The 25140-nt window shown below is 63.8% G+C and carries 24 protein-coding genes; 7 read left to right on the top strand and 17 right to left on the bottom strand.

The window, feature by feature from the left end; all coding sequences use genetic code 11:
• Nucleotides 1-3: 3 nt before the first annotated feature.
• The gene (locus AC07NV_RS21710) at nt 4-1134 is read left to right on the top strand and encodes a CaiB/BaiF CoA transferase family protein (RefSeq protein WP_495168467.1); all 1131 of its coding nucleotides are present in this window, start codon (nt 4-6) and stop codon (nt 1132-1134) included.
• Between the two features lie 4 nt (nt 1135-1138).
• Here AC07NV_RS21710 and AC07NV_RS21705 read toward each other — a convergent pair whose 3' ends face one another.
• Together AC07NV_RS21705 and AC07NV_RS21700 are read right to left on the bottom strand one after the other, a co-directional pair.
• Complete coding sequence (locus AC07NV_RS21705; protein ID WP_495168466.1) at nt 1139-1852, bottom strand: acyl-CoA dehydrogenase family protein; 714 nt, start codon at nt 1850-1852, stop codon at nt 1139-1141.
• Entirely contained in the window at nt 1849-2988 is a 1140-nt protein-coding gene (locus AC07NV_RS21700; protein WP_495168465.1) for an acyl-CoA dehydrogenase family protein, read from the bottom strand. The genes AC07NV_RS21705 and AC07NV_RS21700 overlap by 4 nt, the downstream gene beginning before the upstream one ends.
• 50 nt (nt 2989-3038) lie before the next feature.
• Here AC07NV_RS21700 and AC07NV_RS21695 point away from each other — a divergent pair, with 50 nt between their 5' ends.
• The gene (locus tag AC07NV_RS21695; protein WP_495168464.1) at nt 3039-3842 is read left to right on the top strand and encodes a crotonase/enoyl-CoA hydratase family protein; all 804 of its coding nucleotides are present in this window, start codon (nt 3039-3041) and stop codon (nt 3840-3842) included.
• Nucleotides 3839-4627: a tyrosine-protein phosphatase gene (locus tag AC07NV_RS21690; RefSeq protein WP_495168463.1), complete on the top strand. Its 789-nt coding sequence runs from the start codon at nt 3839-3841 to the stop codon at nt 4625-4627. The genes AC07NV_RS21695 and AC07NV_RS21690 overlap by 4 nt, the downstream gene beginning before the upstream one ends.
• A gap of 6 nt (nt 4628-4633) precedes the next feature.
• Here the strand turns inward: AC07NV_RS21690 and AC07NV_RS21685 are convergent, their stop codons facing one another.
• The 8 genes from AC07NV_RS21685 to AC07NV_RS21650 all read right to left on the bottom strand — a co-directional run bounded on the left by AC07NV_RS21685 (nt 4634) and on the right by AC07NV_RS21650 (nt 12085).
• On the bottom strand, nt 4634-5968 hold the full coding sequence (locus AC07NV_RS21685) for a Xaa-Pro dipeptidase (RefSeq protein WP_495168462.1): 1335 nt from the start codon (nt 5966-5968) through the stop codon (nt 4634-4636).
• Nucleotides 5969-6021: 53 nt separating this feature from the next.
• Nucleotides 6022-6753 carry a sulfotransferase-like domain-containing protein gene (locus tag AC07NV_RS21680; RefSeq protein WP_495168461.1) on the bottom strand — a complete coding sequence of 244 codons (732 nt, stop codon included), beginning with the start codon at nt 6751-6753 and terminating at the stop codon, nt 6022-6024.
• A gap of 103 nt (nt 6754-6856) precedes the next feature.
• Nucleotides 6857-7777: an aminotransferase class IV gene (locus AC07NV_RS21675; protein ID WP_495168460.1), complete on the bottom strand. Its 921-nt coding sequence runs from the start codon at nt 7775-7777 to the stop codon at nt 6857-6859.
• Nucleotides 7778-7786: 9 nt separating this feature from the next.
• Complete coding sequence (locus AC07NV_RS21670) at nt 7787-8419, bottom strand: phosphatase PAP2 family protein (protein ID WP_495168459.1); 633 nt, start codon at nt 8417-8419, stop codon at nt 7787-7789.
• Nucleotides 8416-9015 carry a hypothetical protein gene (locus AC07NV_RS21665; protein WP_495168458.1) on the bottom strand — a complete coding sequence of 200 codons (600 nt, stop codon included), beginning with the start codon at nt 9013-9015 and terminating at the stop codon, nt 8416-8418. Before AC07NV_RS21665 ends, AC07NV_RS21670 begins: the two co-directional genes overlap by 4 nt.
• 20 nt (nt 9016-9035) lie before the next feature.
• Nucleotides 9036-10433, bottom strand: coding sequence for a dihydrolipoyl dehydrogenase (gene lpdA, locus AC07NV_RS21660; RefSeq protein WP_495168457.1), 1398 nt, complete (start codon nt 10431-10433; stop codon nt 9036-9038).
• Between the two features lie 27 nt (nt 10434-10460).
• A complete protein-coding gene (locus AC07NV_RS21655) occupies nt 10461-10766 on the bottom strand; it encodes a hypothetical protein (RefSeq protein ID WP_495168456.1) in 306 nt (101 codons plus the stop codon).
• On the bottom strand, nt 10766-12085 hold the full coding sequence (locus AC07NV_RS21650; RefSeq protein WP_495168455.1) for a pyruvate dehydrogenase complex dihydrolipoamide acetyltransferase: 1320 nt from the start codon (nt 12083-12085) through the stop codon (nt 10766-10768). Before AC07NV_RS21650 ends, AC07NV_RS21655 begins: the two co-directional genes overlap by 1 nt.
• Before the next feature lie 172 nt (nt 12086-12257).
• Here AC07NV_RS21650 and AC07NV_RS21645 point away from each other — a divergent pair, with 172 nt between their 5' ends.
• On the top strand, nt 12258-12710 hold the full coding sequence (locus AC07NV_RS21645) for a universal stress protein (RefSeq protein ID WP_495168454.1): 453 nt from the start codon (nt 12258-12260) through the stop codon (nt 12708-12710).
• Here AC07NV_RS21645 and AC07NV_RS21640 read toward each other — a convergent pair.
• Nucleotides 12707-13096 carry a hypothetical protein gene (locus AC07NV_RS21640; RefSeq protein WP_495168453.1) on the bottom strand — a complete coding sequence of 130 codons (390 nt, stop codon included), beginning with the start codon at nt 13094-13096 and terminating at the stop codon, nt 12707-12709. The two genes, AC07NV_RS21645 and AC07NV_RS21640, sit on opposite strands and share 4 nt — an antisense overlap.
• Before the next feature lie 118 nt (nt 13097-13214).
• Between AC07NV_RS21640 and AC07NV_RS21635 the strand changes: the two genes are divergently transcribed.
• Complete coding sequence (locus AC07NV_RS21635) at nt 13215-13994, top strand: helix-turn-helix domain-containing protein (protein WP_495168452.1); 780 nt, start codon at nt 13215-13217, stop codon at nt 13992-13994.
• Nucleotides 13995-14006: 12 nt separating this feature from the next.
• Here AC07NV_RS21635 and AC07NV_RS21630 read toward each other — a convergent pair whose 3' ends face one another.
• The 4 genes from AC07NV_RS21630 to phaR form a co-directional block, all read right to left on the bottom strand.
• Nucleotides 14007-16307: a ribonuclease R family protein gene (locus AC07NV_RS21630; protein ID WP_495168451.1), complete on the bottom strand. Its 2301-nt coding sequence runs from the start codon at nt 16305-16307 to the stop codon at nt 14007-14009.
• Nucleotides 16308-16355: 48 nt separating this feature from the next.
• The gene (locus AC07NV_RS21625; RefSeq protein ID WP_495168450.1) at nt 16356-17093 is read right to left on the bottom strand and encodes a hypothetical protein; all 738 of its coding nucleotides are present in this window, start codon (nt 17091-17093) and stop codon (nt 16356-16358) included.
• 168 nt (nt 17094-17261) lie between these two features.
• Nucleotides 17262-18788: a proline--tRNA ligase gene (gene proS / locus AC07NV_RS21620; RefSeq protein ID WP_495168514.1), complete on the bottom strand. Its 1527-nt coding sequence runs from the start codon at nt 18786-18788 to the stop codon at nt 17262-17264.
• A 39-nt stretch (nt 18789-18827) separates the two neighbouring features.
• Entirely contained in the window at nt 18828-19367 is a 540-nt protein-coding gene (gene phaR, locus AC07NV_RS21615; RefSeq protein WP_495168449.1) for a polyhydroxyalkanoate synthesis repressor PhaR, read from the bottom strand.
• Between the two features lie 506 nt (nt 19368-19873).
• On the opposite strand from phaR, the gene AC07NV_RS21610 reads away from it, so the two are divergent.
• A complete protein-coding gene (locus AC07NV_RS21610) occupies nt 19874-23023 on the top strand; it encodes a TonB-dependent receptor domain-containing protein (protein WP_495168448.1) in 3150 nt (1049 codons plus the stop codon).
• Between the two features lie 92 nt (nt 23024-23115).
• On the opposite strand, the gene AC07NV_RS21605 is transcribed toward AC07NV_RS21610, so the two are convergent.
• A complete protein-coding gene (locus AC07NV_RS21605) occupies nt 23116-23313 on the bottom strand; it encodes a hypothetical protein (protein ID WP_495168447.1) in 198 nt (65 codons plus the stop codon).
• Nucleotides 23314-23403: 90 nt separating this feature from the next.
• On the opposite strand from AC07NV_RS21605, the gene AC07NV_RS21600 reads away from it, so the two are divergent.
• A complete protein-coding gene (locus AC07NV_RS21600; RefSeq protein WP_495168446.1) occupies nt 23404-24087 on the top strand; it encodes a 2OG-Fe(II) oxygenase in 684 nt (227 codons plus the stop codon).
• Here the strand turns inward: AC07NV_RS21600 and alr are convergent.
• Complete coding sequence (alr, locus tag AC07NV_RS21595; RefSeq protein ID WP_495168445.1) at nt 24084-25133, bottom strand: alanine racemase; 1050 nt, start codon at nt 25131-25133, stop codon at nt 24084-24086. The genes AC07NV_RS21600 and alr overlap by 4 nt on opposite strands.
• Nucleotides 25134-25140: the final 7 nt, after the last annotated feature.

Raw genomic sequence — 25140 nt, 5'->3', positions numbered from 1 at the left:
CACATGACCGGGCCGCTGAAGGGTATCAGGATCATCGAATTTGCGGGCATCGGTCCCGGTCCCTTCTGCGGCATGATGCTCGCCGACCATGGTGCCGAGGTGATCCGTATCGATCGCCCCGGCGGCTTCATGGATCCCCGCGATCCGCTGAGCCGCAACCGCACCTCGATCGTACTCGACATGAAGAAGCCGGAGGCGGTGCAGATCGCGCGCGACCTTTGCAAAAGCGCCGACGGGATCATCGAGGGTTATCGTCCGGGTGTGATGGAACGCCTGGGCCTTGGCCCCGATGTGTTGCTCGGCGACAATCCGAAGCTCGTCTATGGCCGGATGACCGGTTGGGGACAGTTTGGTCCCTATGCACAGGCGGCGGGGCACGACATCAATTATATCTCGCTGTCGGGCGTGCTCCACGGCATCGGGCGCGCGGGCGAAAAGCCCGTTCCGCCTGCCAATTATGTCGGCGACTTCGGTGGCGGCGGGATGATGCTGGCGTTCGGCATGTCGAGCGCGCTGGTCCACGCCGCGCGCACCGGCGAAGGACAGGTGATCGACTGTGCGATGACCGACGGTTCGGCGCTGCTCGCGGGGATGAGCTGGTGGTTCCACGCCGCGGGCCGGCTCAAGGACGAAGCCGGCGTCAACATGCTCGACGGCGGCGCGCACTTCTATGACAGCTATGCGTGCGCCGACGGCAAGTTCATCTCGATCGGGTCGATCGAGCCGCAATTTTATGCGCTGCTCCGCGAAAAGACCGGGCTCGACGGCGACCCCGATTTCGACGCGCAGATGGACCCCGCGCAATGGGGGCCATTGAAGGAAAAGCTGACCGCCTTGTTCGCGACCAAAACGCGCGACGAATGGTGTGCGATCATGGAAATGACCGACATCTGCTTCGCGCCGATCCTGTCGCTGAGCGAAGCGCCGCTGCATCCGCACAATGTCGAGCGGGAAACCTTCCTGACCGTCGGTGGCGCCGTGCAGCCTGCTCCCGCTCCGCGTTATTCGGCGACGGCCAACGACACGCCGCGCCCCGCGCCGACCGTCGGGGCCGACGGTGACGCCGTGCTTGCGGGCCTTGGTTATGATGCGGACAGGATCGCCGCCGTTCGCGAAGGCGGCGCGGTACGCTGACGGATCAGTCGGCGCGCGCGGTCATCGTTTCCCACAGGCCGCGCCCGCCGAACCCCGCAACCTGACGCCCGAGGATTTGCGCCCAGTGGGCGTCGTTTCCATGCTCGCCGCGCCAGCGCATCAGCGGGACAGTGACGCGGTGGAGGTCATATTCGCGCGTAAAGCCGATTGCGCCATGGACTTGATGTGCCACAGCGGTGACGATGCCGACGGCGCGGTTGGCGCGCAGCTTTGCGGCGGCAATCTCGAAACCCGCTGCTTCTGCATCGAACCCCGTCGCATCGAGCCGCGCCGCCATCGCCGCGGCGGCGGCATCGACCGCGGCGACCTCGCACGCCATGACGGCGAGCGATTGCTGCACCGCCTGAAATTTCCCGAGCGGGCGGCCGAATTGCTGACGCATGTTCACATGCTCGATCGAGAGCGCCAGTGCCTGCCCCATCGCGCCGGCCATGAGGCTGACCGTCGCGGCGGCGCGGAGCGATGTTGGCACCTCGCCAAGACCCGAGAGGATCAGCTCCGCAATCGGCAGATCGGCCGCTGCGACCCCTGCGATATGCAGGACGGCGTCAAGGTCGCCCCAGTCGCCGCCGAAGCCGTCCTTTTCTTCGGGCACGAGCAGCAAGGCAAAGCCCGCCTCGTCGACCGGCGCGATGTCGCTCGCGCCGGCGAAGACCGCGCGGGCGGTGTCGCACAGCATGTCGCGGGCCGCGCTCATCGCAGGCCCAGTCCGCGCGCAATGATCCCGCGGATCACCTCGCGCGTGCCGCCGCGCAGGGAGAAACTGGGCGATGCGATGAGGAGCGCGCGGAGCAACCGCGCCAGATCGCTTTCACCGTTCCAGTCGCAGGCGAGGATCGCCTGGACGCGGCGCGGCATATCCTGTTCGAAAGCATTACCGAGCTCCTTGACGACCGAGGCGTCGACCATCGGGTCTTCGCCCGCCGCCAGCTTGGCCGCGGTCGACATCGACAATTGTCGCAGTGTCCACATCTCGGCAGCGAGTTCGCCGATCAACGCGGCGACCGCCGGGTCGGGATCGGGGCCCGCGGCATCGATCAGCGCAGCGAACAGCGCATGGCTCGAAAGATAGCGTTCAGGGCCCGATCGTTCGAGGCCAAGCTCGGCGGTGACCTGTTTCCACCCCTGCCCGCGTGTCCCGACCAGCGCGCCGTGCGGCACGAGCACATCGTCGAAGAAGACTTCGTTGAAATCATGGTTGCCCGCCATGTCGATGATCGGGCGGATGGTGATGCCGGGCGTGTCGAGGTCGATCAGCAGCTGGCTCAGTCCCGCGTTGCGCTCGCTGCCCTCTTCGGTTCGCACCAGCGTCAGCATGATGTGCGAGAAATGCGCGCCGGTGGTCCAGATTTTCTGGCCGTTTACCCGCCAGCCCTCCGCCGTTTCGCGCGCTGTCGTCCGCACGGCGGCGAGGTCCGATCCGGCGCCGGGTTCGGACAGGCCGATGCAGGCGTAAAGCGCGCCTTTCGCGATGCCGGGAAGATAACGCTCGCGTTGCTCTTCACTGCCATAGCGAAGGATCAGCGGTCCCGTCTGCCGGTCGGCGATCCAGTGTGCGCCGACGGGGGCGCCCGCCGCCAGCAGTTCCTCGATCACGACATAGCGTTCGAGCGGGTGCCGGTCGCCGCCGCCATATCGCGCCGGAAGGGTCATGCCGATATAGCCCGCAGCGCCAAGCGCCCGGCTGAAATCCTGATCGAAGCTCGCCCAGCAATTGGCGCGCTTCACGATGTCGCCTGTCGGCTGATTGGCCGCCAGCCATGCCCGCAAATCGGCGCGCAGTGCGGCAACGTCGCCGGGTGGATCAAAAGGATAGAGTGCAAAGCCTTGCATGTCGCCACCGCCATGCAATAGCTTTCGGCAACAGCAAAGGAATTTTGAACATGGGCGAGTTTTTGAGTGTCGAGCGGCGGGGAAAGATCGCGATCCTGACGATGATAAAGCCCGAGAGCATGAATGCGATCGGCACTCATGAAGACTGTCAGGACATCATCGACACGCTTCGCGCCCTTGGCGACGACCGCGGCGTCAGCGCGATCATCCTGACCGGCAGCGGCAAGGCGTTCAGCGCCGGCGGAAACCTGAAAGGCATGCAGGACCGCACCGGTATCGGCGTGCTCGACCAGCCCGATTCCACCCGCGCCAATTACCGCAAAGGCGTGCAGGCGGTGATCCGCGCGTTGATGGACTGCGAAGTGCCGATGATCGCCGCGGTCAATGGCCATGCGATCGGGCTCGGCTGCGACCTTGCCTGCACCTGCGATATCCGGATCGCTGCAGAGAGCGCGAAATTTGCATGCAGCTTCATCAAGGTCGGCATCGTGCCCGGTGACGGCGGGGCGTGGTTACTCCAGAAGGTGCTTGGCTATCCGCGCGCGGCCGAACTGTTCCTCACCGGCGACCGCTTTGACGCAGCCCAGGCAAAGGAATATGGTCTGGTGACCGACGTCGTGCCCGACGCCGAGCTGCTCGACCATGCGATCGCCATTGCCGAACGCATCGTCTGCAACCCGCCCCGTGCGCTCCGTCTGACCAAGCGTTTGCTGCGCGAGGCGCAGCACAGCCGGATGAGCGATATTTTGGAACTCAGTGCTGCCTATCAGGCAATCGTCCATGAAACCGCGGATAACCGCGAGGCGATCAACGCCTTTGTCGAAAAACGCCCACCCGTGTTTACAGGAGAATGAAGATGCTTGCCGAACGCGTCCTGCCATTGGCCGGCATCCACAATTTCCGCGACTATGGCGGCTATGCCGTCGAGGGCGGCGGACGATTGCGCGGTGGGATGCTGTGGCGTTCGGCGCATCATGAAGGCGCGAGCGACGCCGATCTTACGGCGGTCGATGCGCTCGGGATCGAAACCGTGATCGACTTGCGCGGCGACGACGAGCGCGAACTGCATCCGTGCCGCCGCTCGGACAATTTCTCGGCCCGCGTGCTGTTCGCGGGCGGCATCACCGCCGGCCTCGCGCCGCATTTGCAAGCGGCGGGCGGCGCAATCGATGCCGAGACGGCGCGAGAGCGGATGATCGACACCTATGCCGGCATGCCATACCGCCCGGCGCTCGTCGCGACGCTGCGGCTCTATCTTTCGGCCTTGGCCGAATATGAGGCACCGAGCCTTGTTCATTGCGTCGCGGGCAAGGATCGCACCGGTTTCGCCGTCGCCATCGTTCACCGGCTGCTCGGCGTCCATGAGGACGATCTGATGCAGGATTATCTGCTGACCAACAGCGCAGGCAAGATCGAGGAGCGCATCGCACAGGGCGCGGCGCATATCCGCTCGCGCTTTGGCGCCGAGATCAACGATGAGGCGATCCGCGCCCTGATGTCGGTCAATCCCGCCTATCTGGATGCCGCGCTGGCCACGGTGCGGCGCGACCATGGCGACATCCCGACCTATGCCGAGGCGGTGCTGAACTTCACCCCCGACATGCGGCAAGCTCTCGCGGACAAGCTGGTGGTGTACTGACGGAGCTCAATTGCCCCGAACCAGCACCCCGCCCTTCACCACCGCATCGACGCTCTCCAGCTGGCGCACATCGGCCAGCGGATTGCCGTCGACCGCCACGATATCGGCGTAACGGCCGACCGCGATCGCACCGAGGTCCTTCTCGCGGCCAAGCGCCTCGGCGGCGTTTTTCGTCGCGGCCTGGATCGCCTGCAGCGGCGTCATTCCATATTCGACCATGACGCGGAACTGGCCGCCGACCTGACCGTGCGGCATGACGCCCGCATCCGAACCGAACACCATCCGCACGCCAGCCTTCACCGCTTTGCGGAAATTGTCGCGCTGGATCTGCGCAATCTCGCGGTCCTTGCGCAGATTATCCTCGAGCACGCCATTCTTCGCGCCCTCGGCCTGCGTATATTCGGTGTTGTAGATGTCCATCGAGAACCACACCGGCTGCTTTCGCGCGACGGCCATCCGGATGCCCTCGTCGTCGACGAGGCTCGCATGTTCGATCGTGTCGATCCCCGCAGCGATCGCGGCACGGATGCCCGCGGCGCCATGCGCGTGCGCGGCGACGCGGAGGCCCCATTGATGCGCTTCATCGGCAATCGCGGCGAGTTCCTTTTCGGAAACCTGAAGCTGCCCGGGTTCGGTGTTGCGCGAAAAGACGCCGCCGGTCGCGCAGACCTTGATCACTTCGGCGCCATATTTGCGCTGGCGGCGTACCTGATAGCGTAGTTCGTCGGGCGTATCGCCGATCCCCTCTTCCTTGCCGTCCTTCTTTTCGAGACTCGGCGGCAGATAGGTGCTGTCGCAATGCCCACCCGTCGCGCCAAGCGCAAAGCCCGCGGGGACGATGCGCGGCCCGGTTGCATATCCTGCGTCGATCGCCTGCTTGAGCCCGATGTCGTTGCGGTTATCCGAACCGACGTTGCGTACCGTGGTGAAGCCCGCGCCGAGCATGTCGTTGGCATTCTTGACCGCAGTCATGCCCCAGAAGCTGTCGGTGAATTCGAGCCCGCGATAGCCGCCGATGTCGGCAGGGCCGTCGAGGTGGACGTGCATGTCGATCAGGCCGGGCAGCAATGTCTTGTCGCCAAGGTCGATATGCTTGACGTTCGATCCCCAGCGCACCGTCCGCGAATCAGCGATGTTCGTGATGCGGCCGTCGGCGCCGACGAAGATCGCGGGATAGTCGACCGTCTTCCCGCTCAGCACGTCGATGTAACGCGCGGCGGTGATGACGGTCTGCCCCGCCGCATCTTGCGCCTGTACGGGGAGCGCCGACGCCGCGAGAAGAGCGGGAACACCAAAAGCGATTCCCCGCAGAAAACTGCCGAACTTTACACTGGATTGCATGTCTGACCCGCCTGTTATTGTTGCCCGTCCGATTGATGGCAAAACAGGACTTATTAGGACAGCGGAATCTTGTGCCGCGCCAAATGATCATAGTCGGGGCGGCAAGCCTCGGCGACCGCCCGTTCGTCGCTGGTCAGTTCGAGCGGCGGCTTGTCGGGCGCGCCGAAGCCGGTGCTCGATACGACGACGTCATACCAGTGCGATCCCCAGACGCCGTCGGTGGGGTGCAACCCCGTTTCCCAGTGCAGCATCGCGGGGTCCCATGCGATGCCGAGCGCGCCGCACAATTTTTGCAGCATCGCGGGCGGGTCGCGCAAGATGTCGGCGCTGTCGATCACCGGCGGCGCATGGCCCAGCCGGTCGGCCTCACGGTCAAAGAATTCGACCTGCTTGTCGGTGCCGAGATGGTCGGGGCGCACCGATACGCGTTTCGCGGAATAGCTGGCGACGACGCGCGCGGGGTCGCGGATCAGGAAGGCGTGGCGCAGGCCTGGCAGGTCGTCGTGCGCGATCGGCCCCACCATGTGGTGCGCCATATGTTTCTGATACCAGATCGGCGCGCCCGACGAACACGCCCCGGTCATGCTTCGCGCGACGCCGTGCCAGTCGCAATCCATCGAAGCCATCACCTCGTCCATCATCGGCTGCGGATCGCCGGTTTGCTTGAGGTAGGCGCCGTAGAAGGGCTCGTCGCTGACCACGGTATCGGCACGGCTGCCAAAGCTGCGCATCATCGCGGTCGAAAGGTTTCGCGGTCCGGACCACATTCCGATGCGGATAGTCATGAAAGCTTCCCCTCTACCCGCTCGCGTCGAGTGAAGTCGAGACGCCCTTCATGCATGCACGGCGTCTCGACTTCGCTCGACACGAACGGGAGATGGGGCGGCATCACGGCCGCGACCGACCCGCGATATCGCGCTCGATCAGCGCCTTGTACAGACGCTGCAACTGCTCCACCATCGGCCCCCTGCCCTCGGTCAACTGGCGTCCGTCGATCGTGTGCGCGGGTACAACGCCGGCGAAGGTGCCAGTCACAAAGGCTTCGTCGGCGCCATAGACGTCGGTGAGCGAGAAGTTCTTTTCGTACACGGGGATATCATTCTCGCGGCACAGCTTGATGACGTTGCTGCGGGTGATGCCGGCGAGACAATAATCGCCGCTCGACGTCCACACCTCGCCCTTTCGGACGATGAAGAAATGGGTCGAGTTGCACGTAGCGACAAAGCCGTGCGGATCGAGCATCAGCGCCTCGTCAGCACCCGCCTGCGCCGCCTGGATGCACGCGGTGATACAGTTGAGCTTCGAATGCGAATTGAGCTTCGGGTCCTGTACCGCCGGGTCGCCGCGGCGGACGTGGACGGTGAACAGCGACAGGCCGTTTTCGACCGTGGCGGGTAGCGGATCCTTATGCTCGGCGATGATGACGATCGTCGCGGGCGAGATGACGACGCGCGGGTCCTGATAGGGTGTCGAACGGATGCCGCGCGTCACCATCAGGCGAATGTGGCACGTGTCCATAAGATTGGCATCGATCGTCGCGTAAAGACGCTGTTCCAGCGCATCGCGCGAAATCCCGACATCCATCGCGATCGCCTTTGCCCCTTCCCACAAACGGTCGAGATGCTGGTCGAGAAACGCCATGCGCCCCTTGTGGACGCGAATGCCCTCCCATACACCGTCGCCGAGCATGAAGCCGCTGTCGAAGACCGACACGCTCGCTTGCGCTCTGGGCAAGAGCTCGCCGTTGACGTTGATCAGGATCGCGTCGTTGCGCGGATCGGGGACGAAGTCGTGCGTGCCTTGAGCCATTCAGCGATGTTAGCCGCTCGCGCCTGCCTGTCGAGCGGAAAGCCTGGCCCACCAGACGCCAAGCAGCGCGAAGGCCGTGCCGAGCATCGTGCCGCTGACGATGTCGCTTGCCCAATGGACGCCGAGCATGATGCGCGAAACGCCGTTGAGGGCGATCATCGCCGCCGCGAGCGTCCAGGCGGTGGCGCGCCACCGCGGCGGGGTAAGCGAGGCGAGCAGAAGATAGACGACCGCCGCGCTCGTCGCATGGCCGCTGGGATAGGAAAAGCTTGTCTGATGATCGAGATGATCAATTACGTCGGGACGAGCTCGCGCGAATCCGAGCTTCATCAGGCTGGAGGCGAGATTGGCGAGCAGTGAGCTGCCGCCGAGTGCGACGGCGCAGCGCGGGCCGCACCAGTGCCAGACGAGCCCGCAAAGCAGGATGACGATAATCCAGCGCGGCGTCCCGCCGCCGATCCAGCTCGCCCATTGCATGAAGGCGATGAAGGCGTCGCTGCTCTGACCGACGCGCAGCGCCAGCGCGTGCGAAATCTGCACGTCGGCCGCCTGCGTCCAGCCTGCGCCCACGGCAAGGCCGAACAAGATAGTCGCGGCGATCAATGCCGCTGATGCCCCCAATAGCCGGTGCGTTCCCGTCATGCTTGGCCACCGTTCGGCGCACGCCGCGATTGGCGCCAGACGTCGAGGTGGGCCGCAAAGCGGCGTAGCTGTTCCGTCCCGCCGTCGACATCATTGTCGATCAGCCTCAGTTCGCGGGTCGCCCCGTCGGTGCGGTAGCCGAGATAGAGACCATGCCGCAGCCGGGCACCGAGCTTTGTCGATCCCGAAGCATCCCCCGGCAAGCGGTCGGCTCGATCGAATATGACCTCAGTGATCGCCTCGACGGGCGTTGGGCCCGCCTCCGCCCCGAAGCTCGAATGAAGATGGAGACGGCCTCCTTCGATCTTTGCTGCCACCTCGCGCGCCACCGCGCGCACCCCGTGCCGACCGGCGTAGAAAAGACACACGCCCCCCATAACGATCAACAAGGGCATCTTGAAGGACGTCAGCGGGTCCTTGCGCGGGGCAGGCGCCGGGAGTTCGACTCCGCCGGGAAGAGACATGGTTTCCGGAAGCGCCTCGCTCTCCGCGTGCATCAGGCTCACGACCGCAAAGGCAATCACGGCCATCCCCAGAAAAAACAGCATCTTGATGATGTTGCCCGTTCTGGAAAAATGAAGAATCGACGGATTCAAGCGGAGATACCCCGGCCCTCCTAGATATGGAGCGGCCGCCCGAATGCCGCGAGCACGCCTTCATGCATCGTTTCGCTGAGCGTCGGATGCGGGAAGACGGTGCCGATGAAATCATCCTCGACCAGCTCGGCGGTCTTGCCGATCGTATAGCCCTGGATCAGTTCGGTCACCTCGGCGCCGATCATGTGCGCGCCGAGCAGTTCGCCGGTTTTCGCGTCGAATATGGTCTTGGTGAAGCCCTCGGATTCGCCGAGCGCTATCGCCTTGCCGTTGCCGATGAAGGGGAAGGTGCCGGCCTTGACCTCATAGCCGAGCTCCTTGGCCTTCGCCTCGGTCAGGCCGACACTGGCGATCTGCGGGCGGCAATAGGTGCAGCCGGGGATGTTGCGCGGGTCCATCGCGTGCGGATGATTGCCCGCAATCGCCTCGACCGCGATCACCGATTCGTGCATCGCCTTGTGTGCGAGCCACGGCGGCGCGGTGACGTCGCCGATCGCCCACAGGCCGGGGACGTTGGTGCGGCACATTGCGTCGGTATCGATATGGCCTTTGGTCGTCTTCACGCCGAGCGCTTCGAGCCCGATATTCTCGGTGTTCGGGACGATACCGATCGCGACGATCGCGTGGGTGAATTCGGCAGATTCGACCTTGCCGTCCTTCGCCTTGATCTTCGCGGTGACGCCGTTGGCGGTGGCTTTGAGTTCCTCGACGCCGGCGCCGGTGAAGATCGTCATGCCCTGCTTCTTGAGCGCCTTTTCGAGGAAGGCCGACACATCGGCATCCTCGACGGGCACGACGCGATCGAGCATTTCGACGACGGTCACCTCGGCGCCCATGTCGCTGTAGAAGCTCGCGAACTCGATCCCGATCGCGCCCGATCCGATCACCAGCAGCTTCTTGGGCATTTCGGGGGGGACGAGCGCGTGGCGATAGGTCCAGATGCGCTTGCCGTCGGCGGGCGCGAACGGCAGGTCGCGCGCGCGCGCACCGGTCGCGACGATGATGTTTTTGGCGGAGAGAGTTTCAGTCCCCTTCTCGCCCTTCACTTCGAGCTTGCCCGGCGCCGTAAGCTTGCCCTCGCCCATATGGACGGTGATCTTGTGCTTCTTCATCAGGAAGGCGACGCCTTGGCTCAGCTGCTTCGCGACGCCGCGGCTGCGCTTCACCACCGCATCGATGTCGGCGCTGATCTGCGCCGCGATCAGGCCATAATCGCCCGCATGCTGCATATAATGATAGATTTCGGCCGAACGCAGCAACGCCTTGGTCGGGATGCAGCCCCAGTTGAGGCAGATACCGCCGAGATTCTCGCGCTCGACGATCGCGGTTTTCAGGCCCAATTGTGCCGCGCGTATCGCCGCGACATAGCCGCCGGGGCCCGAGCCGAGGACGATGAGGTCGTAATTCGTGTCGGCCAAGCGACTATTCCTTTCCGCCAAACATAATCATTGAAAATTTGCCCAGACACCCAGCCCGAGCGCCGGCGCAAGCCAGAGGCCGGCAGCGACGATCATCCTAAGGCTGGCTTCGGTCCTCCGAAGACGAAGGCCGAGGCCCACCGCGACAACGCTCCAAACGCCCACCGTCAAAATCCAGGGCTTCCAGCGCATTCCCTCGGGTTCACCAAGTATTTGCGGTGTGACGACCATCAGCGCCACCAGCGTGCCCGCGCCGAAAAAAGCCAGCAACAGCCCCAAGGCGGACTGACGCGATCCGAGATAGTCGGTCAGTTCGGCCTCGTCGCCTTGCATCAGGCTACCAGCCCCAGCGGGTTCTCCACCAGTTCCTTGAAGGTCTTCATCAACAGCGCACCATCGGCGCCGTCGATCGCGCGATGGTCGAAGCTGCCGGTCGCCGACATGACCGTTGCCATCGCGAGTGCGTCGTCGACGATGTACGGCCGTTTCTCGCCCGCACCGATCGCCATGATCATGCCCTGCGGTGGGTTGATCACCGCGGTGAACTGCTTGATCCCCATCATGCCCATGTTCGAGATCGAGGCGGTGCCGCCCTGATATTCGCTGGGCTGGAGCTTGCCTTCCTTGGCCTTCGCCGCGAGCTCGGACATTTCGGTCGAGATTTTTGACATCGACTTGCCGCCGGCATCGACGATGATCGGGGTGATCAGGCCGCCCGGGATGCTGACCGCGACCGAGATGTCGGCGCGGCTATACTGGCGCATCACATCGCCGCCGAAGCTGACGTTGCAAGCAGGCACGCGTTCGAGCGCCACCGCGAGTGCCTTGATCAGCATGTCGTTGACGCTGAGCTTGACGCCGCGGCTTTCGAGGCTGGCGTTGAGCTCGCCGCGCAGCTTGAGCAGCGCATCGAGGCGGATATCGACGGTCAGATAGATGTGCGGCGATTGCTGCATCGACTCGGTCAGGCGGCGCGCGATCGTCTTGCGCATGCCCGACAGCTTCGTGTCCTCGTGCGGAATGCCGAAATCCGGGATCGCGCCGGCGGTGGCCGGTGCGGGGGCTGCTGCCGGAGCAGCGGCGACGGGAGCCGCCGCGCTCGGCGCCGCAGCGGATGCTGCGGGCGCGCCGGCAGATGCGCCGTCGAGGTCGTCCTTGACGATGCGGCCGCCGGGGCCGGTGCCCGTGACGGTGGAGAGGTCGATTCCGCGCTCGGCGGCGAGGCGCTTGGCGAGCGGGCTGGCCTTGATGCGGTCGCCCGATGCGGCGGGAGCGGCTGCCGGAGCCGGTGCGGGAGTCGGCGTAGGCGCAGCGGCGGGCGCTGGCGCGGATGCTTCGGCCTTGGGTTCAGCGGCCGCAGCCGCAGCGGGAGCCGGCGCAGGAGCAGCCTTCGCGCTCCCGGCATCTTCGCCCTCGCCCGCAATTACCGCGATCACGGTGCCGACCTTCACATTGTCGGTACCTTCGGCGACCAGAATCTGGCTGATGACGCCTTCGTCGATCGCTTCGAATTCCATCGTCGCCTTGTCGGTCTCGATCTCGGCGAGCAAGTCTCCCGATTTGACCGTATCGCCTTCCTTGACCAGCCATTTGGCAAGGGTGCCTTCCTCCATCGTCGGCGAGAGGGCGGGCATCTTCAGTTCGATTGGCATGGTTAGGCGTGTCCCTCTTGAACCTGGGCGTCAGTCTCGCAGGCGTCGCCTGCCGCTACGGATTGTTCCTCGCCATAAGCCTTGCGTCGGTCAAGGTCTAGCGGGGCAAACTTGCGTTTCATACGAATGTGACGCAATCTTGCCCCAAGCAAAAACGCGAGGGGTCGGGGCGATGCGGACATATCTGGTAGTGATCGACGACAGTCCGGAGGCGTCGCTGGCGCTGCGCTTTGCGGCGCGCCGTGCGGCGCGGACGGGCGGCGGCGTCATCATACTCGCGATCATTCCGCCGCAGGATTTCGTCGCCTTTGGCGGTGTCCAGGCGACAATCGAAGCCGAAGCGCGCGAACATGCAGAGGAATTGGTGGCAGCAGCGGCCGACGCCGTGGTGCAGGAGGGCGTCACGCCGCAGACCATGATCAAGGCGGGCAAGCCCGCCGAAGTGGTCCGCGAAGTCATCGGTGCGAGCGACGAAGTTGCGGCGCTTGTGCTCGCTGCGGCGGCGAGCGGGGCGCCCGGGCCGCTGGTGACGCATTTCACCGGACAGGATGCGGGTACGCTTCCCTGTCCGGTGATGCTGGTGCCGGGCGGGATCGATATCGCCCGGCTCGATGCGCTGAGTTAGACGACCAGGGCCGGGGGCGCCCCGGCGTCTTTCCATTCCAGTGCGGCGAAGATGAGCACAGCTAGCGCCTGCACGGCGACGACCGCGATGCCGATGCCGGTCATCCGATCCGCAAAGGTGGCAATGACCCCAAAGCTTGCGGCGACCCAGCCGAGGTTACCAGCGGCGATCAGCTTGACCAGCGCGGCATTCGGCACGCTCTGCGCCGTGGCGACAATCATCAGCAGCGCAGCGGCAAGGCAAATCCAGCCGCCGATCTCGACGACATTTGCGGGCAGGCCCAGCAAGGCGCCGACCGGCGTCGCGGCAAACAGGCCAATGGCAAAAACGCCTCCGCAAGTGACGGCATCGGCGATCAGGATATTCTTCAGGTTGAGGATCGACATCGTGGTTCTCCTTTTGGGTCCCCTCAAATTGGACTCGAAAAGTTATGGCGTCGATTACGCCAGAGGTAATGGAAAACAGGAAGGCCGAGGTATAGCTCCCGGAACGAAGGAGAAGATCATGCAAGTCGCACCCCTTGGCGAACAGCTTCGCGAATGGCGTACACGTCGCCGGATGAGCCAGATGGACCTTGCGCTCGACACCGAGATTTCGACGCGCCACCTGAGCTTTATCGAGACGGGTCGGTCGAAGCCGAGCGCGCAAATGCTGCAGCGGATCGCCGATTGCCTCGAGGTGCCGCACCGTGCGCGCAACGCGCTATTGCTCGCGGCGGGCTATGCCCCCGATTATCAGGAGCGCGCGCTCGACAGCGCCGAAATGGCCGGAATGCGCGCCATCGTCGAGCATGTGCTGAAGGGCCATGAGCCCTACCCCGCCCTCGCGGTCGATCGCCACTGGAACATGGTCGCCGCGAACGAGGCGATTGCGATCCTGATCGAACAGGTCTCACCTGCCCTGCTCGCACCGCCGGTCAATGTGCTGCGTCTCGCGCTGCATCCCGGCGGGCTGGCGCCGCAGATTGCCAATTATAGCGAATGGCATGCGCATATCCTGCACCGGATCGACCTCCAGATCGAAGCGAGTGCGGACGCGGGACTGGTTGCACTGCGTGAGGAGCTTGCGGGTTACGCGGTCGAGGCGAACGACAACGGCAAGCACATAAGCAGCATCGCGGTACCGCTGATCCTCGATACGATCGCGGGACGGATTTCGTTCGTGTCGACGGTGACGATTTTCGGGACGCCCGTCGACATCACGCTGTCCGAATTGGCGATCGAAGCATTTTTCCCAGCGGATGCGGAGAGTGCGGCGTTGTTACAGAAGCTGGCGGCGCGATAACGCAGGGGCGCGTCAGCGTCGCTTGCCCTTATGCTTGATATTGGCAGGCCGTCCGCGTTTGCCGACAACATGCTTGCCGGCCTTGTCCTTCATCCCGTCACGCCGCGGCGGGCGATTGCGATAACCCCCGTCCGGCGTGTCGGGCAATTCAAAGCGCAGCGCGCCGCTGACCGGATTGGCATCCATCAACCGCAGATCGAGCCGCTGGCCGGTCGTGAAACTCACCCGGCCATGTTCGCTGACGAGGCTGCGGGCCGCTTCGTCATAGAAGAAGCGTTCGTTCCCCAGGGTCGACACCGGCACCAGCCCGTCGCCGCCCAGTCCGTCGACGGTCGCGAAGAAGCCGAACGGCTGGACTCCGGTGATACGCGCCGCAACGATCTCGCCCTTTTTGGCAGAAAGATAGGCCGCGACATAGCGATCGACGGTCTCGCGCTCGGCCTCCATCGCGCGGCGTTCGAGCGCGCTGATCGCCTCGCCGATGCGCGAAAGCCCCTTGGCATCGGCTTCGCCCAGCCCGGTGCGCTCGGGCAACCCCTTGGGCTTGCCGGGCACTTCGAGTTTGTAGCTGTCGACGAGCGCACGATGGACGATCAGATCGGCGTAGCGGCGGATCGGCGAGGTGAAATGCGCGTAGCTGCCAAGCGCGAGCCCGAAATGACCGGCGTTGGCAGGGCCGTAATAGGCCTGCGTCTGGCTACGCAGGATGGCCTGCATGATCTCGGGCAACCGGTCGTCTTCGGAAAAACCGTCGATCAGGCGGTTGAACACCGCCGGGGTGATGACCTGCCCCAGCGCGAAGCTCTGTTCGAAGGTTTCGAGATAATCCTTGAGACTGACGAGCTTTTCGCGGCTCGGCGGCTCGTGGATGCGGTACATCACAGGTGACTTCTTCGCCTCGAGCGCATTAGCCGCCGCGACGTTCGCCGCGATCATATAATCCTCGATCAGCCGCATCGAATCGAGCCGGTCGCGGACGCGGATTTCGGCGATACCGCCTGCCTCGTCGAGGATGACCTGCCGTTCGGGCAGGTCGAGATCGAGCGGCGCACGCGCGGCGCGGGCGGCGGCGAGGAGTGTCCAGCAGGCCCACAGCTGTTTGAGCGTCGGGAGCACATCGGCGTCCCAATCGCCCCGCGGCGCGTCGGCGTCATAGGCCGCCTGCGCATGTTCATAAGCGATGTTCGCGCGCAGCCGCACCAGCGCGCGGGTAAAGCGCCATGACGTCACCTTGCCATGTTTGTCGATGACGAGGTGGCACGCCATTGCGGCGCGGTCCTGTCCCGCTTTTAGCGAGCAGACCCCCGCCGACAGCGTTTCGGGGAGCATCGGGACGACCTGATCGGGAAAATAGACGCTGTTGCCGCGCCGCCGCGCTTCGCGGTCGATCTCGCCATCGGGACGGACATAATAGCTGACATCGGCGATCGCGACGATGGCGCGGTAGCCCCCCTTGTTGCCGGCATCCTCGTCGGGCGCGGCCCATACGGCATCGTCATGGTCGCGCGCATCGATCGGATCGATCGCGACGATCGGCAGGTCGCGCAGATCCTCGCGGCCGTCCGGAGTGAGTGGCAGCTTCGCCGCCACCTCCGCCTCGGCGAGCGTTTCGGCGCCAAAGACGTGGGGGATTTCGTGGCGGGCGATGGCGATCATGCTCAACGCCCGCGGAGCAAAGGGGTCGCCAAGGCGCTCGACGACCCTGGCCTTGATCGCGGGGCCGCGTCCGGTCAATTCGGCGCGGACGAGATCGCCGACATTGGCGTCGCCCTTGTCGGCGACGGCAAAGTCATAGCGCGCGCGCTTGTCGGCGGGGCGCAGCCACAGGATCGGCTTGCCGCCGGGCCCCATATCCTCGACGAGCACGCCGATGACGGCTTCTCCGCCGGCTTCCAGCCGTTTCATCGGGTGCGCGACATGGCCGCTGCCGCGTTCCTCGGTGCGTGCGAGGATGCGGTCGCCGACCCCGAGCGCGCCCTTGCGGCCCTGCTCCATCACGCGGAGGCGCGGTGCCGGTGTGGCAGCCTCCCAGCGCTCGGGCACCGCCCAGACATTGCTGCCCTCGATCGCCGCAACGCGCAGCACGGTGACCCGCGGCAAGCCGCCATGCTTGTGGAAGGCGCGGCCGCCGGCGAGGTCGACAAGACCCTCGTCGGTCATGTCCTTGAGCAGCGCCTTCAGCGCGATCTTGTCATTGCCGTGGAGCGCAAAATGCTTCGCGATCTCGCGCTTGCCGACGGCCTCCTTGCTCTCTTCGATAAAGCGAAGGATCTGCTCGGGCGTCGGCAGTCCGTGATATTGTTTGCGGGCCATTGTCCGCGGATAGGGGCTAACGGGCGGCCCGTCACCCCCAAGCGCGGATCAATAGGGCGAAATATCGATCACCTGCCCCGACGCCGTCGCGGTGCAAGTCGAACGATAATGGCCGGTCGCGATTGTGAAGACATAATTGCCGCGATCGTTGCGCTGGCTGACGGCGACGCTGCTTCCCCCCGGGGCATTCTGATATTGATCGCCGCGGCGCTCGCAAGCGGCCTTTGCCGCATCGGACCCGCCGCGAGCATAGGGGCGATTGGCCGCACGGCGATTGGAGGCTTCGGCCTCGCCCGCCATGAAGCCGTCGTGATAGCCTTCGCTATCGTTGCGATCATATTGGCCGCCATACAGGCCGTCATTATAGCCGCGCCCATATTCGCTGTCGTGATCGCCGCCTTGGTCATTGCCATGCTTTTTCTTGTGGCTCGCGAGCGCGGCGATCAGGCCGATCGCCGCGACGCCGGCTATCGCCGCGCCCGCGGCCGAGCCGCCACCGTCGCCGTGCCCGCAATCGCTGGCATCGGTCTTGTCGACGCTCGCATAGCGGCCGTTCGCAACGACAATGCGGGCGCAGGTCTTTGTCCCGCTATTCCACCAATATTGCGCGCCGCCCTTGCTCTTTTCCATCGCATAACCGCGGCTTTGCATCTGCGTTTCTCCGCCGGGCGCGCGTGCCCCCACGAGGTCGGAAACGTCGGACGGCGGCTTGGCAAGTGCGGGAGCCGTGCCGCCGAGAAGCAGTGCAAAAATAGCGGCCGAGCCAATAATCTGTCGTTTCATCATGATCATTCCCCTGCTGAATCAAAGGCGATATGCGACCAGCCGCGGTAACAGCCTGCGGGCGAGCTCCGACACAAACGGGCTTCTGCGCCGCCAGTCTATCAGAGATAGAGCTGGCGGCGAACGAGTTTCAGGGTTGATCGGGCGCTAACCGGACCGGAGGCGGTGACCTCAATAGGTCCGCCCGATGAGCACGCGTTCGACCGCAGGCTCGCCGGTGAAAAAGCAAGCGCCGTCGGCGGGCGCGGCATCGAGCGGGGTGTTGCGCATCGTGAGCTTCAGCGCCTTGAGCTGCTCGACGATGCCGTCGAGCGCCGCGCCGCTCGGGCGCGACCATTGCACTTCAACCCAGCCGACGAATTTCTCGTCCCCGGCGAAATGCGCTTTCAGGTCGGTGATGTCGCGGCGGATGTTGGCGTCGAGCCGCGCTTTCGCTTCGGCGTGCAGGCTCGACTGGATATCCTCGAGGGTCGCGCCGGCTTCGGCCACGAAGTCGCCCTTGGCAACGAACGCGGTATTGAGCTTCCCGTCATCCTTGTACAGCCGGTCGCGGCGGATCACGGCGACATTGCCGCTGGCGACGTCGCGCGGACCGATTTCGAGGATGATCGGCGCCCCCTTCTTCACCCAGCCCCAACGCTTGGTCTGCGCCTTGTTGGCGCCGGCATCGAGATGGACGCGAAGCGGTTCGCGGAAGACGTCCAGCGCTTTCAATTCGGCCTGGAGCGCCGCGCAATAGTCGAGGATCGCCTGATCCTCCTCATTGTCGCGCAGCATCGGGACGATAACGATCTGGTGCGGCGCAATGCGCGGCGGACAGCGCAGGCCATCGTCGTCGCCGTGGGTCATGATGACGCCGCCGATCATACGGGTCGACGTGCCCCAACTCGTCGTGTGGCAGAGACTGTGACCGCCGTCCTTGTCCTGATAGCGGATGCCCGCGGCCTCGGCGAAGCCGGTGCCGAGATAATGCGAGGTGCCGGCCTGCAGCGCCTTGCCGTCCTGCATCATCGCCTCGATCGAATAGGTCGCAACTGCGCCGGGGAAACGTTCGTTTTCGGGCTTTTCGCCCGCGACGACCGGCATTGCCAGCACGTCCTCGGCAAAGGCGCGGTACATTTCAAGCGCGCGCAGCGTCTCGACCATCGCGTCGGCCTTGTCGGCGTGCGCGGTATGCCCTTCCTGCCACAGGAATTCGCTGGTGCGCAGGAACATGCGCGTACGCATTTCCCAACGGACGACGTTGGCCCACTGGTTGACCTTGAGCGGCAGGTCGCGCCAACTCTGAACCCAACGGCTCATGGCGGCGCCGATGACGGTTTCCGACGTCGGGCGGACGATCAGCGGTTCCTCGAGCTTCGCTTCGGGATCGGGAACGAGCTTGCCCTTCCCGTCCGCGATCAGGCGGTGATGGGTGACGACCGCCATTTCCTTGGCGAAACCGTCGACGTGATCGGCTTCCTTCTCAAAGAAGCTCAAGGGAATGAACAGCGGGAAATAGCAGTTCTGGACACCGGCATCCTTGATCGCGGCGTCCATCACCGTCTGGATGCGTTCCCATATGCCATAGCCCCACGGCTTGATCACCATGCAGCCGCGTACACCCGATTCTTCGGCAAGATCGGCTTCGGCAATGACATCCTGATACCAGGCCGCAAAATCGGCCTGCCGGGTTACGCTGAGCGCATGTTTGACCATGATAGTTTGTTTTTCCGTCACTGGGGCGCGCGGCCCCGATTATTTCTTCTTGGCGAGCTCGGCTTTCAGATCCGCAATTTCGGCCTTCAGCGCGGCGATCTCGGCGTCCTTACCCTTCGTGCCGCTCGCACCTGGCATAAAGGCTCCGGCAGCCTGCTGGAACATTTCCATGTTGCGGCGCGCCAGTTCGGCGAGCGGATTGGTCCCCAACGCGCCTTCGAGCGCCGATCGGACATCCTGCTGATTCTTGCGGAAAGCCGTCATCGAGGCTTCGAGATATTGCGGCACCATCGACTGCATCTTGTCGCCGTACATGCCGATCAGATGGCGCAGGAAATTGACCGGCAACAGCGTTTCGCCGCGCGTTTCCTCGTCCATGATAATCTGGGTGAGGACATTATGGGTGATGTCGTCACCGCTCTTTGCATCGACGACGCGAAAATCGCGGCCGTCGCGAACCATCGTGCCGAGATCCTCCAGCGTGATGTAGCAACTGCGCTCGGTATCATAGAGCCGCCGGTTGGCGTATTTCTTGATCGTGACGACGTCATCTTCCGCCGCCCCTCTGGACTTCGCCATTTTGACCTGCGCTCCTTGCATTCCGGGACATGCAGCGACCGCGCCGCGCCGGATATTCGACGACGATGCATTAGCATCAAATTATGATGCATCGCAACATGCGCGGATTCGCGCCTTCCAGGGAAATGAAAGCGATTCGAGACTCTCGAACGAGAGCGAAAGATGTTCGCTGATCGACGCGAGCACGGCGCTGTCTCGTGTACCCGCCCCCCGCACGGGCAAACACGACAATGCGCAACTTCGTTTCAAGAGAAATCAAATTCATGGCATTTATTTTGCCGTAATGCGACACAGGAGGTCGTTCGTTTCGTGGCGTAGCACTTTGATTTCAAAGGAGCGCCGGCATTGGTCGGCGGGTGCTGTTGCGTAAATGCAACAGGCCTGCACGATAGTCTTACGAGTGTCAGAAAAACTTCATCAAAGGCTTGTGCCGCCGAAAATTTCCGTCTTTCTAGCGGGCAATCCGCTCACTCCAATTTTTTGAGCGGCAACCGGGGAATTACATTATGAAGAAAACCAACCTGTTGGTACGGGGCTCTGCCCTGACTCTTGCGCTGTTCAGCGCAATGCCAGCGTTTGCGCAGAGCGCACCCGCGGACGATGCCGCAACCGCCGCAGACGAAGGCACGATCGTCGTCACCGGCTCGCGCATCCGTCAGCCGAACCTGGAATCGGCCAATCCGATCGCGGTTGTTACCGGCGCCGAAATCTTCGAAACCGGCGGCATTTCAGTTGGCGATCTGCTCAACGAACTGCCGCAGCTTCGCAGCACCTTCAGCCAGCAGAACTCGACCCGCTTCCTCGGAACGCGCGGCCTTAACCTTCTCGATCTTCGCGGTCTCGGCACCCAGCGCACGCTGGTGTTGCAGAACGGCCGTCGCCATGTCGGTTCGGACGTGCTGTCGAACGGCGTGTCGGTCGACACCAACACCATTCCTTCGGACCTGGTCGAGCGCATCGATATCGTGACCGGCGGCGCTTCGGCCGTTTATGGTTCGGACGCGATCGCCGGCGTCGTCAATTTCATCCTCAAGGATGATTTTGAAGGCATCAAGCTGCGCGGCCAGGCTGGCGTTTCGCGTTATGGCGATGCGGGCAACCAGTTCGTCTCGCTGACCGCAGGTCAGAATTTCGCTGACGGCCGTGGCAACGTTGCGGTCAACCTCGAATATGCGCACAGCTCGGACTATTATGCTTCGGACCGTCCGAACGTCCGTCAGGCAAATGGATTCGTGATCGTTGACGCCGATCCGGCGGGTTCGCCGAACGGCGCCGCTGGCGGATTTGACCGCTATTTCTTCCGCGACATCCGCAATGCGGGGATCAGCCTTGGCGGCATGGTTCAGGCATATGACCCCGCCAGGGCGCCCTGCGGTCGCGGCGACGGCACGGCTTTTGCCTGCGCGTTCCAGTTCCAGCCCGACGGCAGCCTGGTCGCACAGACCGGCCAGCGCGTCGGGATCGGACCGGTTGGCTCGTTCATCGGTGGCAATGGGATGAGCGGCCGCGAAGGTAAGCTCATCGCGCTCACGCCCGACCTGAAGCGCTATTCGGCCAACCTCATTGCGCATTTCGAGGTTTCGCCGGCGTTCGTTCCGTTCCTCGAAGCAAAATATGTCCGCTCGGAAGCCGTCGGCTCGCAGAGCGGCCCCTTCTTCTCGCAGGGCACGACGCTCGGCGATCCGGGCGGCCGTGAACGTGTCCGCCTCGACAATCCCTATTTGTCGGCGCAGGCGCGCGCGCTCTTGACCGCTCAATTCCTGCCTTCGACCGTCAACGTGAACAATGGTGCCGATTTGACAGCGGCGCAGCTCGCGACGCAGCGGGCTGCGATCAATGCAGGCACGTTCCGTTTCGGTGTGCGCCGCAACTGGGTTGATTTCGGTAGCCGCGACGAGGAAATCACACGCGAAACCTATCGCGCGGTCATTGGTGCGCGTGGCGATTTCAACGACGACTGGAACTATGAAATCTTCGCCAACTATGGCGAGCATAAGGAAAAGAACCTCATCAAGGGCAACGTCAATGTTCAGCGTTATCTGCTGGGTCTTGACAGCGCGCGCGATGCAAGCGGTAATATCGTCTGCCGCTCGAAGCTTCCCGGCAACGACCCCATTTCCTATGTGACGGGCAATCCGCTCAGTGCTGGTGACGATCCGCGGCTTGCAGCCGACATCGCCGCTTGCGTTCCGATCAATCCGTTCGGTCAAGGTTCGGTCACGGACGCGGCGCGTAAATATGTGCTCGTCGACTCGATGGCGACCGGCAAGATTTCGCAGCTCAACATCGGCGGCTTCGTCGCCGGCGACACCAGCGAATTCTTCAACCTACCCGGCGGCCCCGTATCGTTCTCGCTCGGTGCCGAATATCGCCGCGAAACGCTCGACTATGATCTCGACGATCTGACTCAGGCCGGTTACGCTTTCTACAACGCCATCCCGACCTTTGACTCGCCTGCGTTCGAAGTGAAGGAAGTGTACGGCGAAGTTCAGCTTCCGCTGCTGAAGGACGCACCCTTCGTCCATGAGCTGACGCTGCGTGCCAACGGCCGTATCTCGGACTATAAGGGCGCGACCGGAACCACCTATACCTATGGTGGCGAAGTCATGTGGAAGCCGATCGAAGATCTTGGTTTCCGCGGCACCTATGCCCGTGCGGTTCGTGCACCGAACCTCTCCGACCTTTATTCGGCGCAGGGTCAGAATTTCGCTCCGTTGTTTGTCGACCCTTGCTCGGCGGCCAACATCGCGACAGGTTCGGCCAACCGCGTAAAGAATTGTCAGGCAGCGGGCGCGCCCGCCGGTTATGACTATCGTTACAGCGCGTCGCTGCAAATCCAGAGCGGCGGCAACCCAAATCTGAAGGCGGAAAAGTCGGATTCATACACCTTCGGTATGTTAGCGCAGCCCCGGTTCATCCCCGGACTGTCGTTGTCGGTCGATTATTACAGCGTCACGGTCAACGACGTGATCACCGCGCCGACCGCGCAGGATATCGCCAACGCCTGCTATGATCTGGCTGACCTCAGCAACCCGTTCTGCGCGCTCTTCAAGCGTGCGGGTGCCAGCGGTGGTCCGGCTGATGAGATCCCCTTCCAGATTCTCGAGGGCTCGCTGATCCAGATCAGCCAGAACTATGCGAAGCTGAAGGCTCGCGGTATCGATGCGCAGCTCGACTATCGCTACACCGACGGCGACTGGACGTTCACGTTCGGCGGTCAGTACACGCATGTGCTACAGCGTGACGATTTCCTCGACCCGTCGGACCCGTCGTTCAAGGATCGCATTCTGGGCGAACTCGGCGATCCGAAGAATCAGGTGAACCTGAACGTCAGTGGCAAGTACAAGAATGTCACGCTTGGTTACCAGTTCCGCTGGATCGACAAGATGTACCTCAACACTTACGAGGACTTTAACGGACTCAACGGCTTGCCGCCGCAGAACGCCGACTATGCGTCGGTCCAGAAATATCCGTCGGTTGCCTATATCGATCTTCGTGCAGCGGTTGATGTCAGCGAAGGCTTCAACTTCTACGCTGGCGTCGACAACCTTTTCAACCGCAAGCCCCCGTTCGGCGTCACCGGCGTCACCGGCTTTTCGGGGATCTATGACAACCGCGGCCAGTATTTCTACGCTGGTATCGTCGCGAAATTCTGATCTAGCATCAGGAAAACATATTGGGGGCCGGAGTGATCCGGCCCCCTTTTTTTTGCCGTAAACACCGTTACAGTCCGGCCATGTCCCATGGATCACCCGTTGAGCAGGCCAATCTGTTGTTCACCCGAAACCGCGTCGACGAAGGGATGGCGTTGCTGACACGCGCCGGCGAGGCGGGAAATGTCGACGCTTTGATGCAGTTGGCCGTACTCGATTTCGCCGGCACGCATGGCGGCCGCAACTTGCCTCGCGGCCGCAAATGGCTCCGTCGCGCAGTCGAAATCGGCCATGTCGACGGTGCCTTGATGGAAATTGCACTCGTCGCGAACGGTGCGGGTCAGGCAGGCCCGGATTGGAACGGAGCACGGGACCTCTTGCAGGTGGCGGCACAAGGTGACCCGGTCGCGGCCGAACATCTGGCGCTCATCAAACGCATGGCGCTCGACGATCAGGGCCGGCCCGACGTTCCCCCCCGCGCCGAGCTGCTTTCCCAAGCGCCCCATGTCGTACGTTACCCGGCGCTTCTCTCGGCCGACGAATGTGCGCATATCGCCACGGCAGCCGCACCGATGATGGCGCCATCAACGGTCATCGACTCGTCGACGGGCCAGACCCGGGAACATCCGGTCCGGACAGCGATGGCAGCGGTCATCGGCCCGGCAAAGGAAGACCTCGTCATTCGGGCGATCAACCATCGCCTTGCCGCGATTACCGGCACCTCGGTCGAGCAGGGCGAGCCGCTTTCAGTGATGCGTTACGATGTCGCCCAGCAGTATCGGATGCATGTCGACGCGCTTCCCGGCACCGGAAACCAGCGGATCAAAACGGCCATCGTCTATCTGAATCATGGCTATGACGGTGGCGAAACGCTGTTCGAACACGGACCGAAAATCGTCGGACGCCAAGGCGATGCCATCGTCTTCGACAATGTTAGAACCGACGGGTCGGTCGATCCGGTATCGCGCCATGCAGGGCTGCCCGTCATCCGCGGTGTCAAATGGATCGCAACGCGGTGGATCCGGAAGGCCGCGTATGATCCCTGGACCTATCGTCCGGGAACCTAGGCCCAAACCCGTTCGAACCGGGCTCCCAGCCCGGTCAGCAGCTCATATTGCGACAACCCGCTGCGCGTTGCGGCCGTCGGCAAGTCATAGTCGAGCGTGAGCCAATCACCCTCATCGATGGCGCCCGCCTCGCTCGCATCGAAGGCGATCAGGTCCATCGAAACACGGCCAATCAGCGGCAGCGCATGCATCTGCCAGCTTGCGCCGCCGCCCGACCCGGCGTGACAGCGCAGATAGCCGTCGGCATAGCCCATGTTCGCGACAGCGACCCGGGTGTCGCGCCGCGCGGTCCAGGTCGCGCCATAGCCGACCGTCTCGCCCTCGCGCACGCTACGGACCTGCAGCACGCGGGCTTCGGGAAAGACAACCTGGCGGATATGGCCCTGCGCCTCGTCTCGCGGTGTCCCGCCGTAAAGCGCGAGACCCGGGCGCGTCAGATCGAAGGCGTAGTCGGCGCCAAGGCAGATGCCCGCGCTGTTGGCCAGGCTGTATCGCCGCGCGGGGATGGCCTGCCGGAGCGTCTGGAATGCCGCCAGTTGATGCGCGTTCTGACCACTGTCCTCGTCGGCCGAGGCGAGGTGGCTGAGCAGCGTTTCGATAGCGAGCCCGTCGAGAGCGCCGCTCATCGCTTCTTCGATACGCAGGCCAAGGCGGTTCATCCCGGTATCGACCATCACATCGCACGGGCGCCCTTCCCCCGCTTCGCGCCAGCGCGCGACCTGCTCGACGCTGTTCAGCACAGGCCGCGCGGGGAGCGCGCGCGCGGCGACCATGTCGCTCGCACCGACCCCATGCAGCACCGACAGCGATACGCCCTCGGGAAGTGGCATCAGCGCCGCCGCTTCGGCCCAGGTCGCCGTGAAAAAGTCGCGACACCCCGCTGCGGCGAGGTGACGGACGACATCGCGCGCGCCGAGGCCATAGCCGTCGGCCTTGACCGCTGCGCCGCATGCGGCCGTGCCGCTCTGCGCAGCAAGCCAGCGCCAGTTGGCGACGAGCGCGTCAGGCAGGATACGGAGGCGGAGCGGCGACGGAACTTCGATCATGTCCCGC

Source organism: Sphingopyxis sp. GW821-FHT10B01 (assembly GCF_059415685.1).
The sequence above is the reverse complement of the archived record's forward strand: the minus strand, read 5'-3'. Positions and strand labels throughout refer to the sequence as shown.